The 13,780-nt window shown below is 67.2% G+C and carries 13 protein-coding genes and 1 tRNA gene; 5 read left to right on the plus strand and 9 right to left on the minus strand.

The features are described from left to right. Positions 1-39 precede the first annotated feature (39 nt). Positions 40-1,107, plus strand: a complete 1,068-nt coding sequence (pheS, locus tag V6R86_RS03250) for a phenylalanine--tRNA ligase subunit alpha (RefSeq protein WP_338502068.1) — start codon at positions 40-42, stop codon at positions 1,105-1,107. Then, a complete protein-coding gene (gene pheT, locus V6R86_RS03255; RefSeq protein WP_338502071.1) occupies positions 1,104-3,464 on the plus strand; it encodes a phenylalanine--tRNA ligase subunit beta in 2,361 nt (786 codons plus the stop codon). Before pheS ends, pheT begins: the two co-directional genes overlap by 4 nt. Here pheT and V6R86_RS03260 read toward each other — a convergent pair. Genes V6R86_RS03260 through ftsE form a run of 4 tightly spaced genes read right to left on the minus strand, consistent with a single transcriptional unit; the run spans position 3,461 to position 6,260 of the window. Continuing rightward, the gene (locus V6R86_RS03260; RefSeq protein WP_338502073.1) at positions 3,461-4,144 is read right to left on the minus strand and encodes a lysophospholipid acyltransferase family protein; all 684 of its coding nucleotides are present in this window, start codon (positions 4,142-4,144) and stop codon (positions 3,461-3,463) included. The genes pheT and V6R86_RS03260 overlap by 4 nt on opposite strands. A 9-nt stretch (positions 4,145-4,153) precedes the next feature. Next, positions 4,154-4,684, minus strand: coding sequence for a YdcF family protein (locus V6R86_RS03265; RefSeq protein WP_338502075.1), 531 nt, complete (start codon positions 4,682-4,684; stop codon positions 4,154-4,156). Next, the gene (locus tag V6R86_RS03270) at positions 4,681-5,544 is read right to left on the minus strand and encodes a hypothetical protein (RefSeq protein WP_338502077.1); all 864 of its coding nucleotides are present in this window, start codon (positions 5,542-5,544) and stop codon (positions 4,681-4,683) included. The genes V6R86_RS03265 and V6R86_RS03270 overlap by 4 nt, the downstream gene beginning before the upstream one ends. After that, entirely contained in the window at positions 5,541-6,260 is a 720-nt protein-coding gene (ftsE, locus tag V6R86_RS03275; protein WP_338505388.1) for a cell division ATP-binding protein FtsE, read from the minus strand. Before ftsE ends, V6R86_RS03270 begins: the two co-directional genes overlap by 4 nt. 112 nt (positions 6,261-6,372) lie before the next feature. Here ftsE and V6R86_RS03280 point away from each other — a divergent pair, with 112 nt between their 5' ends. Continuing rightward, positions 6,373-7,374, plus strand: a complete 1,002-nt coding sequence (locus V6R86_RS03280; protein ID WP_338502079.1) for an MJ0042-type zinc finger domain-containing protein — start codon at positions 6,373-6,375, stop codon at positions 7,372-7,374. A gap of 1 nt (position 7,375) precedes the next feature. On the opposite strand, the gene V6R86_RS03285 is transcribed toward V6R86_RS03280, so the two are convergent. Further along, positions 7,376-7,582 carry a hypothetical protein gene (locus tag V6R86_RS03285; RefSeq protein WP_338502081.1) on the minus strand — a complete coding sequence of 69 codons (207 nt, stop codon included), beginning with the start codon at positions 7,580-7,582 and terminating at the stop codon, positions 7,376-7,378. A gap of 158 nt (positions 7,583-7,740) precedes the next feature. On the opposite strand from V6R86_RS03285, the gene V6R86_RS03290 reads away from it, so the two are divergent. Continuing rightward, a tRNA-Leu gene (locus tag V6R86_RS03290) sits at positions 7,741-7,827 on the plus strand. Positions 7,828-7,875: 48 nt separating this feature from the next. Here V6R86_RS03290 and V6R86_RS03295 read toward each other — a convergent pair. From V6R86_RS03295 to V6R86_RS03305, 3 genes are all read right to left on the minus strand, one after another. Continuing rightward, positions 7,876-10,599: a carboxypeptidase regulatory-like domain-containing protein gene (locus V6R86_RS03295; RefSeq protein ID WP_338502082.1), complete on the minus strand. Its 2,724-nt coding sequence runs from the start codon at positions 10,597-10,599 to the stop codon at positions 7,876-7,878. Between the two features lie 27 nt (positions 10,600-10,626). Further along, positions 10,627-11,493 carry a molecular chaperone gene (locus V6R86_RS03300; RefSeq protein WP_338502084.1) on the minus strand — a complete coding sequence of 289 codons (867 nt, stop codon included), beginning with the start codon at positions 11,491-11,493 and terminating at the stop codon, positions 10,627-10,629. Positions 11,494-11,623: 130 nt separating this feature from the next. Next, positions 11,624-12,145: a DUF4402 domain-containing protein gene (locus V6R86_RS03305; RefSeq protein ID WP_338502086.1), complete on the minus strand. Its 522-nt coding sequence runs from the start codon at positions 12,143-12,145 to the stop codon at positions 11,624-11,626. A gap of 444 nt (positions 12,146-12,589) precedes the next feature. Here V6R86_RS03305 and V6R86_RS03310 point away from each other — a divergent pair, with 444 nt between their 5' ends. Further along, positions 12,590-12,775, plus strand: a complete 186-nt coding sequence (locus V6R86_RS03310; protein ID WP_338502088.1) for a PspC domain-containing protein — start codon at positions 12,590-12,592, stop codon at positions 12,773-12,775. 52 nt (positions 12,776-12,827) lie between these two features. On the opposite strand, the gene V6R86_RS03315 is transcribed toward V6R86_RS03310, so the two are convergent. Continuing rightward, positions 12,828-13,763 carry a ribose-phosphate pyrophosphokinase gene (locus V6R86_RS03315; RefSeq protein ID WP_338502090.1) on the minus strand — a complete coding sequence of 312 codons (936 nt, stop codon included), beginning with the start codon at positions 13,761-13,763 and terminating at the stop codon, positions 12,828-12,830. Positions 13,764-13,780: the final 17 nt, after the last annotated feature.

Genomic DNA, 13,780 nt, shown 5'->3' on the forward strand with positions numbered 1-13,780 from the left:
CCTTTGCACCTCCGACACCAGCCGCTAAACGCCGCCGCCATGTCCGATCTCGCATCCACCCTTCAGCGCATCGCCGCCGCGTCCGACCTCCCTTCGCTCGACGCCGAGCGGGTGGCGGCGCTGGGCAAGAGCGGCTGGGTCACGGCCTTGCTCAAGACGCTGGGGCAAATGAGCCAGGAAGAGCGCCAGACGCAGGGCCCGGCGATCCAAGGCCAGCGCGCCGAAGTCGCCGCCGCGATCGACGCGCGCAAGGCGGCGCTGGAAGTGGCCGAACTCGACCGCAAACTGGCGACCGAGCGCCTCGACCTCTCGCTCCCCGCCGCCGAACAGCCGCAGGGCAGCGTCCATCCGGTCAGCCAGGTGATGGACGAACTGGCCGAAATCTTCGCCGATCTCGGCTTCGCGGTTGCCGAAGGACCCGAGATCGAGAGCGACTGGTACAACTTCACCGCGCTCAACATGCCCGAGATTCATCCCGCGCGGGCCATGCACGACACTTTCTATGTCGAGCCGCGCGAGGGCGTCGAGGGCACCTTTGTCCTGCGCACCCACACCTCGCCGGTGCAGATCCGCGCGATGCAGAGGCACGGCGCCCCCTTGCGCGTGATCGCGCCGGGGCGAGTCTATCGCTCGGACAGCGACGCCACTCACACGCCGATGTTCCATCAGGTCGAAGGCCTCGTCATCGACCGCAACATCACGATGGGTCATCTCAAGTGGACGCTTGAGACCTTTCTCAAGGCGTTCTTCGAGCGCGACGACATCGCGATCCGGCTTCGGCCCTCCTACTTCCCCTTCACCGAACCCTCGGCCGAGGTCGATGTCGGCTGGTCGATGGAAAACGGCCGCCGCGTGGTCGGAGGCAGCGAAGGGTGGATGGAAGTGCTGGGTAGCGGCATGGTCCATCCGCGCGTGATCGCCGCCGCCGGGCTCGATCCCGATGAATGGCAAGGCTTTGCGTTCGGCACCGGGATCGATCGGCTGGCGATGCTCAAATATGGCATGAACGATCTGCGCCAATTCTTCGACGGCGACCTTCGCTGGCTCAAGCATTACGGCTTCAGCGCGCTGGCCGTACCCACCTTGAGCGCGGGAGTGGGCGCATGAAGTTCACCCTGTCCTGGCTCCGCGATCACCTCGACACCGATGCGTCGGTGCAGGAGATCGCCGACAAGCTGACCGCGCTCGGGCTCGAGGTCGAAGGGATCGACAATCCGGCCGAGAAGCTCGCGCCCTTCGTGGTCGCCGAAGTGCTGAGCGCCGAGCGTCATCCGCAAGCCGACAAGTTGCAGGTGCTGCAGGTCGATGCCGGCAACGGCCCGATGCAGGTCGTCTGCGGCGCGCCTAATGCCCGCGCGGGCATGAAAGGCGTATTCGGGCCGCCGGGCGCTTACGTTCCCGGCAGCGATTTCACGCTCAAGGTCGCGGCGATCCGCGGGGTCGAGAGCAATGGCATGATGTGCTCCGAGCGCGAGCTCGAACTGGGCACCGGGCACGACGGGATCATCGAACTGCCGGCCGAAGCGCCGGTCGGGCAGAGCTATGCCGCTTATGCCGGGCTCGAAGACCCGGTGTTCGACATTGCGGTGACGCCCAACCGCCCCGACTGCTTCGGCGTCCGCGGCATCGCCCGCGACCTCGCTGCAGCCGGCCTCGGCACCCTGCGCGAACGCCCGGTGCGCCCGCTGGCGGAAGACGGCGCCAATCCAGTCGCGATCACCATCGAGAAAGGCAGTGGCTGCGAAGCCTTTGCCGCGCGCCTGATCCGCGGCGTCAAGAACGGCCCCTCGCCCGACTGGTTGCAGGCCCGCCTCCGCGCCGTCGGCCTGCGTCCGATCTCGGCACTGGTCGATGTCACCAATTTCTTCTCGATCGACCAGGCTCGCCCGCTTCACGTCTATGACGCGGCGTTGCTGAAGGGCGGAATCACGGTCCGTCGCGGCAGGCAGGAGCGCTTCGATGCGCTCAACGACAAGGCGTACGAAGCGGTCGCCGACGATTGCGTCATCGCCGACGACAGCGGCGTGCTCGGCCTCGGCGGGGTGGTCGGCGGGGTGTCGACCGGGGTCACCGAAACGACCACCGACGTCCTGCTCGAATGCGCGTGGTTCGATCCTGTCGCCATCGCCCGCACCGGGCAGCGCCACCAGGTCCACACTGACGCCCGCGCCCGCTTCGAGCGCGGGGTCGATCCGCTGACGCTCGAAGAGATGACCGACGCCGCGACGGCGATGATCGTCGAACTGTGCGGTGGAGCGCCGAGCCAGCGCAGCATGGCGACCTCTTCCCGGTGGAGCCAGGTCACCGCACCGCGCACGATCGCCCTGCGTTCGGAGCGGCTTGAAAGCCTCGCCGGCCTCAGCCTGCCGACCGACGAGCAGAACCGCATCCTGACCGCGCTTGGCTTCCAGAGCGGGCCGAACGGCTGGACCGTCCCCGGCTGGCGCCCGGACATCGATGGCGAGGCCGACCTGGTCGAGGAAGTCGCCCGGGTCGCCGGGCTCGACCTCCTGCCCTCGACCCCTTTGCCGCGCGACGCCGGTGTCGCCAAGGCGGTCGCCCTGCCCTCCCAGCGCCTCGAGCGCCGGGTCCGCCGTGCCGCCGCCGCACGCGGCTTCAACGAAGCGATCACCTGGAGCTTTATCTCGGAGGCCGATGCCGCCCTGTTCGGCGGCGGGGCGCACGTCCTCGCAAACCCGATCAGCGAGGAGATGAAGGTCATGCGCCCCTCGCTCCTCCCCGGCCTCGCCCGCGCGGCCGCCCGCAACCTGTCGCGCGGCGCCACCAGTGTCCGCTTGTTCGAACTCGGCCGCCGCTATCTTGCCGACGCCGAACGCCCGACCCTGTCGCTGCTGATGGCCGGCGACGCTGACCCGCGTTCATGGCAGTCGGGCAAGGCGCGCCCGTTCGATGCCTATGACGTCAAGGCGGCAGCCCTCGCCCTCCTCGGCGAAGCGGGCGCGCCGGTCGCCAACCTCCAGCTCGCGCAGGGCGCTGGCGACGCCTTCCACCCCGGCCGCTCGGCGACGCTGCGGCTGGGCAAGGCCGAACTGGCGCGCTTCGGCGAACTGCATCCTGCGCTCGCCAAGGCCCTCGACCTGCCCGCCGGCACGCAGGCCGCCGACCTTTATCTCGACGCGCTACCGGCGGCCCGAGACAAGGGCCGCGCTCGCCCCGCCTTCACTCCGCCTGCGTTGCAGCCGCTGACTCGCGATTTCGCGTTCGTGGTGCCCGATGGTCTTGCCGCCGGCGACCTGGTCCGCACCATCCGCGGGGCCGACAAGACGCTGATCACCGACGTCCGCGTGTTCGACCGCTATCAACCGGCGGGCGGCGACCTCAGTCTCGCGCTCGAAGTCGCGCTGCAACCGACCGACAAGACGCTGACCGAGGCCGATCTCGCGGCGCTATCGGACAAGGTCGTCGCAGCCGCAGCGAAACTCGGGGCGACGCTCCGGACCTAGGCTTCGAGCGCGTTGATCGCGCAGTGGACCCGTTCCTCGATCTCGGCGCGCTTGAGGCCGGCGGGAATGGTCTCGCCGACCTTGAAGCGGATCACGCCGGGGTATTTGACCAGCCCCTTGGGCCAGACCTTGCCGCTGTCATGCGCCACCGGCACCACAGGCAAGCCAAGCGCGCGATACAGCCCCGCGAAGCCGGGACGAAGCTCGGGCGTCTCGCCAACCGGTACGCGGGTGCCTTCGGGGAAGATCACCACCGGGCGGCCTTCCGCGATGGCTTGTTTCCCCCGCTGCATCATCTCGCGAAGCGCACTGGCGCCAGCTTCGCGATCGACGCCAATCACACCGAAGCTCTTCATCGTCGGCCCGAGCAGCGGGGTGTTCACATATTCCTGCTTCATCACCACCACCGGCGTCTTTACCCGCAGTAGCGTCTCGATCGTCTCCACCATCGCCTGATGTTTGAAGGCAACGAGATACGGGCCGTCAGGAATCTCGCCTTCCATCTCGAACCGGATGCCGAGCAGGCGGGTGACCAGGATATGGTGAAACGACGCCCAGCCGCGGATTACCTTGCGCACCGGGCCGCTGCCGAACCGCGCGGCAATCAGGGTCGCGACACAATAAAGGATCGTGCCGGGATAGAAGATCAGGAAATACAGGATCGAACGGATCAGGGCCATCGAACTACTCTACATGTCCAGCCAGAACGCCGCCCGGCGCACCAGATAGAAATTATATTCCTTGAACAGAAGCAGCAGGCTCGGCCGGGTCTGCACCGCGTCCTCGATGATCGTCGTGTCCGGCAGATCGCTCGCAAACTCATAGGCCGCTCGGCGCATGTGATAGTCGCTGGTGACCAGCCGCAGAGAGCGATAACCCCGCTTGATCATCCATCGCCGCGCTTCTTCGGCATTGCTGCGGGTATCGACCGCTTCCGAGCCCAGATCGACGCAGCAGCGCAAGGTCTTGAGCGTGCCCCGGCCTAGTCGCCGCGCCAGATCTTCTCGCGTGACGCTGGGATCGGCGCCCGAGATCAGCATCCGCTTGGCCTCGCCGCGCTTCATGATCGCCATGCCGCGCTCGATCCGGCCCTTGCCGCCGGTCAGCACCACCACCGCTTCGGTCCGCGTCGCCTCGGCCGGCTTGGCCAAGGTCACGCTGAATAGCGCGAAGCCGAGCGCGTAGAGGAGCGCGAGAAAGGCCGTCAGGCGAAGGATCATAAGCCTCGCGCCAATGCCTGCTGAAGCGCGCGTCTGGCAACCAGGGTCGCAAAAACCGCTTGAAGGAGTGGCAACAGCGCCAGCAACGCAAGCCCGCCTGCGGCCAGTGCTGGCGCTCCGGCCGCGCCGCCGAGCAGGCCGCGTGCCGGGATTAGCGCCGCGATCAGCACCACCGCCGCCGCCACCACGCCCGCCGCGCTCCCGGCCAGTACATCGACCGCGATCCGGCGCTGTACCAAGGACAAAAGCTGCTCGTCGGTCGCGCCGATGCCGTGGAGCACGTCGAGCGTGCTGCGATTGGTGTCGAGCATCGCCCGCGCTGCCAGTGTCACCGCTCCTGCAAGCGCTGCGGCAAGCACGATCAGCAGTCCCGCGACCAGCACCGCCAGTCCGCGCAAGGTGTCGAGGAGCGGGGCCAATTCGGACGAATAAGGCGTCAGACGCGCGTTCGGCACCGCCCGCGCCAGCCGCGACGCGGCCGCTTCTCCGCCGCCGGTCACGCTGACGTCGGCCAGCACCGGTAGCGGCAGGTCGAGCTGCTCCGAGGCGGGGCCGAGCCACGCGCGGAGCGTCTTGCGGAGCTCCTGGTCAGGCACCCGGTCGATCGATGTAACGCCCGGCGTGCTGCGCAGCAGCGCCTCGGCCCGCGCGGCATCGGCCGGCGTGCCCGTCACCTGCAGCGACCAGCGCCCGGCGGCCGATGACGACAGGTCGGTCACCGCGCCCAGCACGGCCAGGCCGGCCACGCCGACCACCAGGCTCACAAAGGTCATCAGCCCGACGATCCACGGCGCCGCGCGGCGCTTCTGCTCGGGCAGCAGGCGACGCATCGAGGCCGGCGGCAACAGCGCGGCCTTCATGGCTGGTTTTCCTCGGGCGACCGGGTCGGCGGATTGCGCAGTTCGCCGGTAGGGTCGGACAGCTGCCCATTCTCGAGCCGCATCATGCGCGCGCCCTTGACCGCGCCGATCAGCGACAGGTCGTGGGTCGCGACCACCACGGTGGTGCCGAGACGATTCAAGGCCTCGAAAAGGTGGATCAGGCGATCGGCCATGGCAGCATCGACGTTGCCGGTCGGCTCGTCCGCGACCAGCAGTTCGGGCCGGGCGATCACCGCGCGGGCGATCGCGACACGCTGCTGCTCCCCGCCCGACAGGGTCGGCGGTCGCGCACTCGCCCGGTCGGCGAGGCCGACCCAAGCCAGCATCTCGCGCACCGGGCCTTCGATCTCACGGTCGTAATAGCCGGCGATCCGCAGCGGCAGCGCGACATTGTCGAAGGCCGACAGATGCCGGACCAGGCGGAAATCCTGAAACACCACGCCGATCCGGCGCCGAAACGCCGGAAGCGCTTCGCGAGGCGCTTCGCCGACATCCTCGCCGAACAGCCGCAGCCGCCCGCGGGTCGGGCGCTGGGCAAGATAGAGAAGCTTCAGAAGTGACGTCTTGCCGGCGCCGGACGGACCGGTGAGGAAATAGAAGCCGCCCGGCGCAAGGCGCAGATCGAGGCCGGCCAGCACCTCCGCGCCGGTCCCATATCGCAAGCCCACGCCGTCGAACTCGACCAGTGCGGCCAGGACCGCCCCCTCTTCTTCTTGTGCTTCAGAGCCGCGTCTAGCTTGCCAATGGATTCACGAAAAGGTTACGCATCGTTTCAGTACCCGTTTCACAAGAGAAAGCGCCCGGCCCATGATCCTGACCTGCCCATCGTGCGGGACGCGCTACGTGGTCAAGGACGGTGCGATCCCGCCCGCCGGCCGCACGGTTCGTTGCGCCCAGTGCAAGCATAGCTGGCACCAGGATCCCGATCCCAGCGCCGAAAGAGAGATCGAAAGCCAGCTCGATGCCGGCCAAAGCGCCGCCGCGAGCGACCCCACGCCTTTCCCATTCGGCGACGATCGCGGTGCGGAATGGGAAAGCCGTTCAGGCGATACGGCGCCGCCGTCCAACGACGCTTCGGTCAGCGATGCCAACGACGACCTGCATACCGACCGCACGGAAACGCCCTCCGCCAGCATGCTCGGCGAGCCCGAAACCGCGGCCTCCATGCCGCAAGAAGTCGCCGCGGCGCCCGAGCCTTATCCCGAGACAGCGGTGCCGGTGGATGCCGACCTGTCCCAGCAGACTGAGCGAGAATCTCCGGCCGAAGACGTCCGATCCTCGCACCCGATGCGAGCCGGACGGACGGAGGCCGACGACGTCTACAGCCCCTTCGCCACCGAAGCCGAGGATGGCGAACCGCGCCGCAAATGGCCGATGGTGCTCGGCATCCTGCTGGTCGTGATCGCCGCGTTGGCCGCCGCCATCTATTTCCTTGCTCCGACCGAACTGAAGGGTCGCCTCGGCTTGGCACAGTCCACTTCGGATGAACTGATGGTGCAGATCCAGCAGAATGGCCGCACCCAGCTCGCCAGCGGCAACCAGTTGTTCGAGGTCAGCGGCGTCGTCCGCAACGAAACCGACAAGACCGTGCCTGTCCCGCCGCTCAACGCCCGCCTGCGCAGCCTGGAACAGAAGGTGGTCTACAGCTGGACCATCGCCATTTCGCCTCAGCAATTGGCGCCTGGTGCAAGTGCCAGCTTCAACAGCGCCAATCTCGACGTGCCGAGCGATGCCGCCTGTCTCGAGCTGTATTTCGACAAGGACAAGAAGTTCGATCGCTGCAAGCCGATCACCTCGGCCGGCGCCTGACCTACTCGAACTGAAGCAGGATCTGCGTCTGCCCGGCTTCGTCGGTGCGGACGGTCCGCTGATGGGGCGCATTGGTCCGCCCGTCGCGTACTTCGGCAGCGATGATGATCTGCACCAGGGCTTGCGTCTGCGCGCCCGCCATCTGCGGCGGCGACGGAGGTGTCGCCGTGTTCGCCGCAAGAACGGTCAGGAGCGCGAGGGGCAGCATTGCAACCAAGGCTACGAATGGCGCGCCAAAAGGTAAACGGGCTGTTTACCTTTGCTCCAATATGGAACGATCCATCGGCGGTTGCGCTGCTCAAAGGGCGCTGCTAGAGGCACGCGCCTTGCCACCGGCCCTCTTGTTCAGAGAAGGCCGACAAACATGCGGTCGTGGCGGAATTGGTAGACGCGCAGCGTTGAGGTCGCTGTGGCCGAAAGGCCGTGGAAGTTCGAGTCTTCTCGACCGCACCACCCCCTCCCTGGCAGGGAGGGGGCACCTCCCCCGAAAAACTGGATCAGCTACCGCTTGAGTACGGCGAAGTCGCCTGAGACGACTTCGTGGTTAACGGCCGCGATCTGCGCCGTGGCCTTGACCACCACCGGCCCGAGACGAAGCACCGCCTGCTCGGGCTGAAGCTCTACCGATGATTTGAGCGAGGCGCTTTGTGCCTTGGCCGCGGTTCGGCTGGCCTCGCTGAGGCGCAGCAGGTAGCGGCCCGGCGCCACGCGCTCGAACAGGAAGAAGCCATCGTAATCGCTGCGCGCAATAGCGACGACATTGCCGCGCTCGTCGACCAGCTCGAGGTCGAGCCCTTCGAACGCACTGCCGCCGTCCTTGACGAGGCTGCCCTCGATCGCGCCGCCGCCCGACAAGGGGATCATCACCTCGGCCGACACGCCCGGACGCGGAACGACCACCTGCGCCGCGATCGCGGGGACGAGGTTGGGATCGCTGAGCGAACTGGTGTCGACGCCGATCGCGACCGGCCGGAAATTGTCCAGCCCGGCGACCGAAGCCCAGCCGTCCTTGCCGCTGGGTTGGTCGGCAGGGCGGGTCCCGGCCGTCAGGATCGCACCTTCCTCCAGTTTCTCGCCGTCGTCGCGGCGACCATTGCCATTGGTGTCGCGGAACAGTTGCGCACGCACGCTGCCGGTCGCGGCCAGCGACTGCCGACTGGCGCGCCACCCGTTGCTTCCGCGGTCGAGCGAAAAACTGAGGTTGAGCCCGGCTGCGACCGAGCCGTTGCTCGCCGCCTCAAGCGTTCCGGCAACGGCAAAGGCGTCGAAGCGGCGGATATGCGCCACCCGCCCGCGCACCAGGCGGTCCTGCGCTTCATAGGCGACCGCGCCTTCCCAGTCGGTCGATCCGCTGCCGCGCCAATAAGCCGACACTTCGGCCCGCCGCAGCTTGCTGGCGGGAGCGATCTCGAATTCGGTGGCGCCGCGCAGGCGCACCGGGCCGATCCGGCCGCTGCCGATCAGGCCTGCTTCGACTTGCTTGCGATTGCCGAGCCCGCCGGGCGCCCGTTCCTCGCGATAGCGAAGCAAGGTTGCGAGATTGAAGCGGCTGAGCATGATGCTGGTCCGCGCATTGGCCTCCAGCGTGCGTCCGCAATCCTTGCGCGAGGCAAGGCGGAGATCGCCATGCAGGGGCATCACGGTGTCGCCGCCCAGTTTCAACGGCGCGTCCACGCTGAAGCGATGCTCGCTAACGGCCGACAGCCCGCTCGGGCGGGCGGCGAAGTCGCGGCTCCAGAAGCTGCTCCAGGCAAGATTGGTGGCGCCGATCTTGGCCAGCGCCTGACCACGCAGCGCGACGCCGCCGGCGCTGTCGCGCGCAGCACCGAATTCGGTCACCGCCGGACCGATCGAGCGACGCACCGTGCCTTCGACATAGGTGACGCGGCGATCGTCAACGGCCAAGGTCTGGACCAGCGCCGCCACCGAGGTGCGCTTGTCCAGACCATGTTCGACGCTTGCTGCGGCGCGCCAGCCAGCTTCGGGGTTGGGCGGCGCACCGCCGCGATGCCGTTCGATCAAGTCGCGTCCCGGATCGACCACGCCCGCCCAATAATGGGTTTCGCCGGGCGGCACCGCGCCCTGGCCCACGTTGACGATCTCGACCCGTCGCTTTACCTGGCCTTGCGGGCCATAGGTGAGAATTTCGAAGCGATTGTCGCCGAAGCCGAGTGCGACGTCGGCAAAGCGATACTGGCCGTCGGGTGCGTCGCCCGAAAAAGCGACGAGCTCGCCGTTGCGATACAGTTCGGCGTCCCACCCGGGCGGAAGCTCGCCGCTGAACTGGGTCCGGTCGAAGGCGACCGATTGAAACAAGGGGCGATTGGTGATCATCGCCCCGCGGCCGGTCGCGGTGGTGCCGGCAATCGGGCTTCCGATGCCCTCGACATCTCCCACCGCGAGATGCGTCGCCTTGAGCGGCCCGAGGAGCCCGGCGTCGGGATCCGAGCGATAGGCGCGGAAACGGAGGCCGTTCGGCAACCCGCCACGGCTGACCGATACCCGCGCCTCGTAGCTCATCTGCAGCGCCTCGCCCGCGGCGAGGATGCTGGCGCGATGGTCGATCTTGGCACCGCTTCCGGCGGAATAGGTGACGCCCGCGTCCATCATGACGTCGACGCTCGGCGTGCGCCACATCCGGTAGGGCAGGGTGACGCGCGGCAGCGCGGTCATCGGCAGGCTGGCACGAGTGAGGCGCGCGGCGCGCTCGCGCCGTTCGGCGGCAAGCTCGACCGGAAGCTTGTCCTTGCTCTCGAGCAGGAGCAGCGACGCATCGGTGCGCGATTCGATCGTCAGGCCGAGCCAGCGCGACAGGGTGGCGGTTTCGACGCACCAGCCGTCGGGCGCATCGCGAATGGCGCCGGGCGCGATCGTCTCTTGTCCGGTCGCGCCGAAGGCGACCTTGCCGACTGCGCGGTCGATGACAAGGCGGTTGGCTTCCTTGAACGCCCAGCCCTGCGCCTTGCGCGCGGACAGGTCGATCTTGATCGGCAGGTCGAGCGCGGTGACGAGGTCGCCGAGGATGACGCAGGTGCCTTCAGGCACCGGATAAGCGCGCACCCCATCGCCCAGCGCGCGCTGGCGGATCTGGAGGTCGAGGAGATACTGGCTGTCGGGATCGGCGCTCCACGCCGGCCCGGACGGCGGTGCTGACGCGGGCGCAGCCATGCCGATCCCTGCTGCGGCCAGCAGGGTCAGGGGCAGCCGGAGCCAGCCACTAAGCATGGGAAGCGCCCGACCGTCCCCTATCGCTTAGCGCAGGACCGCGGTGGTTTCTGCGAGTACGGCGGGCGGCGCGCCGTCCGACAGTTCGACATATTGCACCGTCACCGGCCCGGTCGCCTGCGCGGCGAGTTCCGCGGTAACCGGCACGGTGACCGTGCGGGAATCGACTTCGGTGTAGACGGCGATGCCGCGCTGGATGGCCAGCGGTTCCTTCATTCCGGCCTTCAGCACCCGGACCTCGCCATAAGTGGAGCGCGAGCCGGTCCGGCTCAGCTCCATCGCGATTGCCGGCTTTCCTTCGAGCATGATCTTGCCGACGTTGGCGATGCCTGCCTTGGCGGACAGATTGCCGAGGCGGACGATGACCGGGATGGTGACACCGTAAACCGGGGTCAGGGCAAAGCCGATGCCCTTGAAATCGGCCGGGGTTGCGACCGGCGGCTGGGCGGCCGGGACGGCACGGAACAGCAGGTGGACGCGATATTCGCCGTCGGCGAGCCCGGCGGGGGCGCGGGCGGCGATTCGGATGGTCTGCGGCTGGCGCGGCGGCAGGACCACGCGGCGCGGCGCATAGACGATCATGTCGCGGGCGGTTGCTTCGCGGGCATTGGGCGCGGCCACGTCCTCGAACGAGCCGTCGGCGCGCATCCGCTTCACCTCGACGCTGATGCGGTAGGTGGCGGTGTCGTCGCCGATGTTGTTGAGAATGACCTCGGTTCCTCGGCCGCCGTTCAGGATGATCCGCGTCGGCGCGACCAGCAGGTCGCCGACGCCGGCCGAAACCGGAGTGGCCAGCGCAACCAGCGGCGCGACCAGTGCGGAGCGAAAGGCGAGACGGGTAATCAGTGACATGGCGTGGATCGAGCTCCCCCACGGCGGCACGATTGCCACCATTACGGAGCGTTTTCGCAGTCAATGGTTGATGAAGCGCTAACCATGCCGGCGTGAACGCTGTTTCGCGCTTAAACAAAAGGGCGACCCCTCTCAGGGCCGCCCTTCTCGTCACCGATTATGCTGGATCGGCTTACTGATACGCAACCTGGATATCGATCTGACCCGAATAGACGCCATCGACCGTGCTGTTGTTGATGACCACCGAACCGCCGACGTTGAAGTCGTTGCCCGGGGCGCCCGAGTTACCAAGCGTCAACGAGGTCGGGAAGCTCGGGGTGAAGGAAAGCGTGCCACCGTTCGAGCCGGCCAGCGGGAAGCTCGCCGCGGCCGACGAGATGGTGACGACCTGGCCCTGGGTGCCGGCAACGCGATACCCGGCCGAGGTCGGGGTGCCGGTGCAGGTCAGGCCTTCGCCGGCAACACCGCAGCTCACCACGCCCGCACCGTTGATGCTGACGGTCTGGTCGCCGGTGATCGTGCCCATGACGATCGTGCCGAAGTTGAGGTTGCGCAGCGCGGTCAGCTGGAGCGGCTTGATCAGACGCGCGCCGGCAAGAGCGCGCGGGCTGGCCGAAACCGCATTCTGGGCCGCAGCCGGGGTGGCGGCGGCAACGGCGACCAGCGCGGTCGCGGCAAGGATCATCTTCTTCATAGTCGTGTCATTCCCCACATTGGCGTGCCGGCACCGAACACCGGACAACGCGGTAAGCCGGCTATTAACCTTCATCCCTTTCCGGACTGCTGGCGAGCATGGTTAACGCGGCGTTGGGGAAGTCACCGGATCGGGACCATCGGTTGGGAAATTATCCCAACTCAGCTTGGGAAATGGCGCTCCAGTTCTCGACGCTTTTGGCCAAGCGTCTCTGATCGCTGGAGAATTCAAAACTGGCACGGCTCCTGCATTGTCAGGGTGTGGCCGGCACTGTCGCCGATCACACAGACAAGGGACCACTTCCATGATCGCTCTCAACTTCCGCCAGGTCGCCGTTTCGATGTCGGGCGCCTTTATCGCCGCCACGCTGTTCGTCAGCGCCGCCGTTGGCCCGCTTCCGATCGCCTGAGCTTCTCAATCCCTTCCAATCGAAAGACCAAAATCATGAACCGCCGCTTCGTTCTCAATCGCACCGACGCCAAGCTGATGGGTGTCGGCGCCGGGCTTGCCGACATGACCGGCACCGACCCGCTGGTGATCAGGCTGGCCATCGTTCTCGCGGTGCTCGTCACCGGCCCGGTCGCAGCCATCCTCTACGTCGCAGCGGGCATTCTCGCGCCGAACGGCTGACGATCGCACATTGGAGACGGGCCGAACTGCAGCGGCCCGCTTCCCCCCTCGATCAATCGAACAGGCTTGAGACACTCGATTCGTCGGCGATCCGGCGCACCGCCTCGGCCAAGAGCGGGGCAATCGTCAGACGGCGAATCTTGGTGCCCGGCAGGTCCATCTCACCGGCATAGATGCTGTCGGTAACCACCAGTTCCGTCAGCTCGCTCGCCGCCACCCGCGCCGCGGCGCCGCCCGACAAGACACCGTGGGTGACATAGGCGACGACGCCCTTCGCCCCCTGCGCCTTCAGCGCAGCGGCGGCGTTACACAGGGTGCCGGCCGAATCGACGATATCGTCGATCAGGATGCAGAAGCGCCCTTCGACATCGCCGATGATGTTCATCACTTCCGATTCGCCGGCCTTTTCGCGGCGCTTGTCGACGATCGCCAGCGGGGCGTTCGCGAGCCGCTTGGCGAGGCTGCGTGCACGCACCACACCGCCGACGTCGGGAGAGACGACGGTGATCGGCTGGTCGCCGAACCGCGCTTGGATGTCGGCACTCATCACCGGCGCACCGAACAGATTGTCAGTCGGGATATCGAAGAAGCCTTGGATCTGCCCGGCGTGGAGATCGACCGACAACACTCGGTTGGCGCCCGCCGTCGTGATGAGGTTCGCCACCAGCTTGGCCGAAATGGGCGTGCGCGGCCCGGGCTTTCTATCCTGCCGGGCATAGCCGAAATAGGGCACTACTGCCGTGATCCGCTTGGCCGACGCGCGGCGCAGCGCATCGATGCAGATCAGCAATTCCATCAGATTGTCGTTGGCGGGATAGCTGGTCGACTGGATCAGGAACACGTCCTCGCCGCGGACATTTTCGAGGATCTCGACGAAGATCTCCTCGTCGGCGAAGCGGCGGACGCTGGCCTTGGTCAGCGGAATCTCGAGATAATCGCTGATCGCGCGGGCAAGCGGCGCGTTGGAATTGCCGGCCAGCAGTTTCATGTATGCTTCCCCCGATG

Source organism: Sphingomonas kaistensis (assembly GCF_036884275.1).
In the GTDB taxonomy this organism is placed as follows: Bacteria; Pseudomonadota; Alphaproteobacteria; order Sphingomonadales; family Sphingomonadaceae; genus Sphingomicrobium; species Sphingomicrobium kaistense_A.

What these genes read in the sequence shown, in the direction of transcription:
- pheS (WP_338502068.1), top strand. Translation starts at nt 40, where the DNA reads ATGTCCGATCTCGCATCCACCCTTCAGCGCATCGCCGCCGCGTCCGAC.
- pheT (WP_338502071.1), top strand. Translation starts at nt 1,104, where the DNA reads ATGAAGTTCACCCTGTCCTGGCTCCGCGATCACCTCGACACCGATGCG.
- V6R86_RS03260 (WP_338502073.1), bottom strand. Translation starts at nt 4,144, where the DNA reads ATGGCCCTGATCCGTTCGATCCTGTATTTCCTGATCTTCTATCCCGGC.
- V6R86_RS03265 (WP_338502075.1), bottom strand. Translation starts at nt 4,684, where the DNA reads ATGATCCTTCGCCTGACGGCCTTTCTCGCGCTCCTCTACGCGCTCGGC.
- V6R86_RS03270 (WP_338502077.1), bottom strand. Translation starts at nt 5,544, where the DNA reads ATGAAGGCCGCGCTGTTGCCGCCGGCCTCGATGCGTCGCCTGCTGCCC.
- V6R86_RS03280 (WP_338502079.1), top strand. Translation starts at nt 6,373, where the DNA reads ATGATCCTGACCTGCCCATCGTGCGGGACGCGCTACGTGGTCAAGGAC.
- V6R86_RS03285 (WP_338502081.1), bottom strand. Translation starts at nt 7,582, where the DNA reads ATGCTGCCCCTCGCGCTCCTGACCGTTCTTGCGGCGAACACGGCGACA.
- V6R86_RS03295 (WP_338502082.1), bottom strand. Translation starts at nt 10,599, where the DNA reads ATGCTTAGTGGCTGGCTCCGGCTGCCCCTGACCCTGCTGGCCGCAGCA.
- V6R86_RS03300 (WP_338502084.1), bottom strand. Translation starts at nt 11,493, where the DNA reads ATGGTGGCAATCGTGCCGCCGTGGGGGAGCTCGATCCACGCCATGTCA.
- V6R86_RS03305 (WP_338502086.1), bottom strand. Translation starts at nt 12,145, where the DNA reads ATGAAGAAGATGATCCTTGCCGCGACCGCGCTGGTCGCCGTTGCCGCC.
- V6R86_RS03310 (WP_338502088.1), top strand. Translation starts at nt 12,590, where the DNA reads ATGAACCGCCGCTTCGTTCTCAATCGCACCGACGCCAAGCTGATGGGT.
- V6R86_RS03315 (WP_338502090.1), bottom strand. Translation starts at nt 13,763, where the DNA reads ATGAAACTGCTGGCCGGCAATTCCAACGCGCCGCTTGCCCGCGCGATC.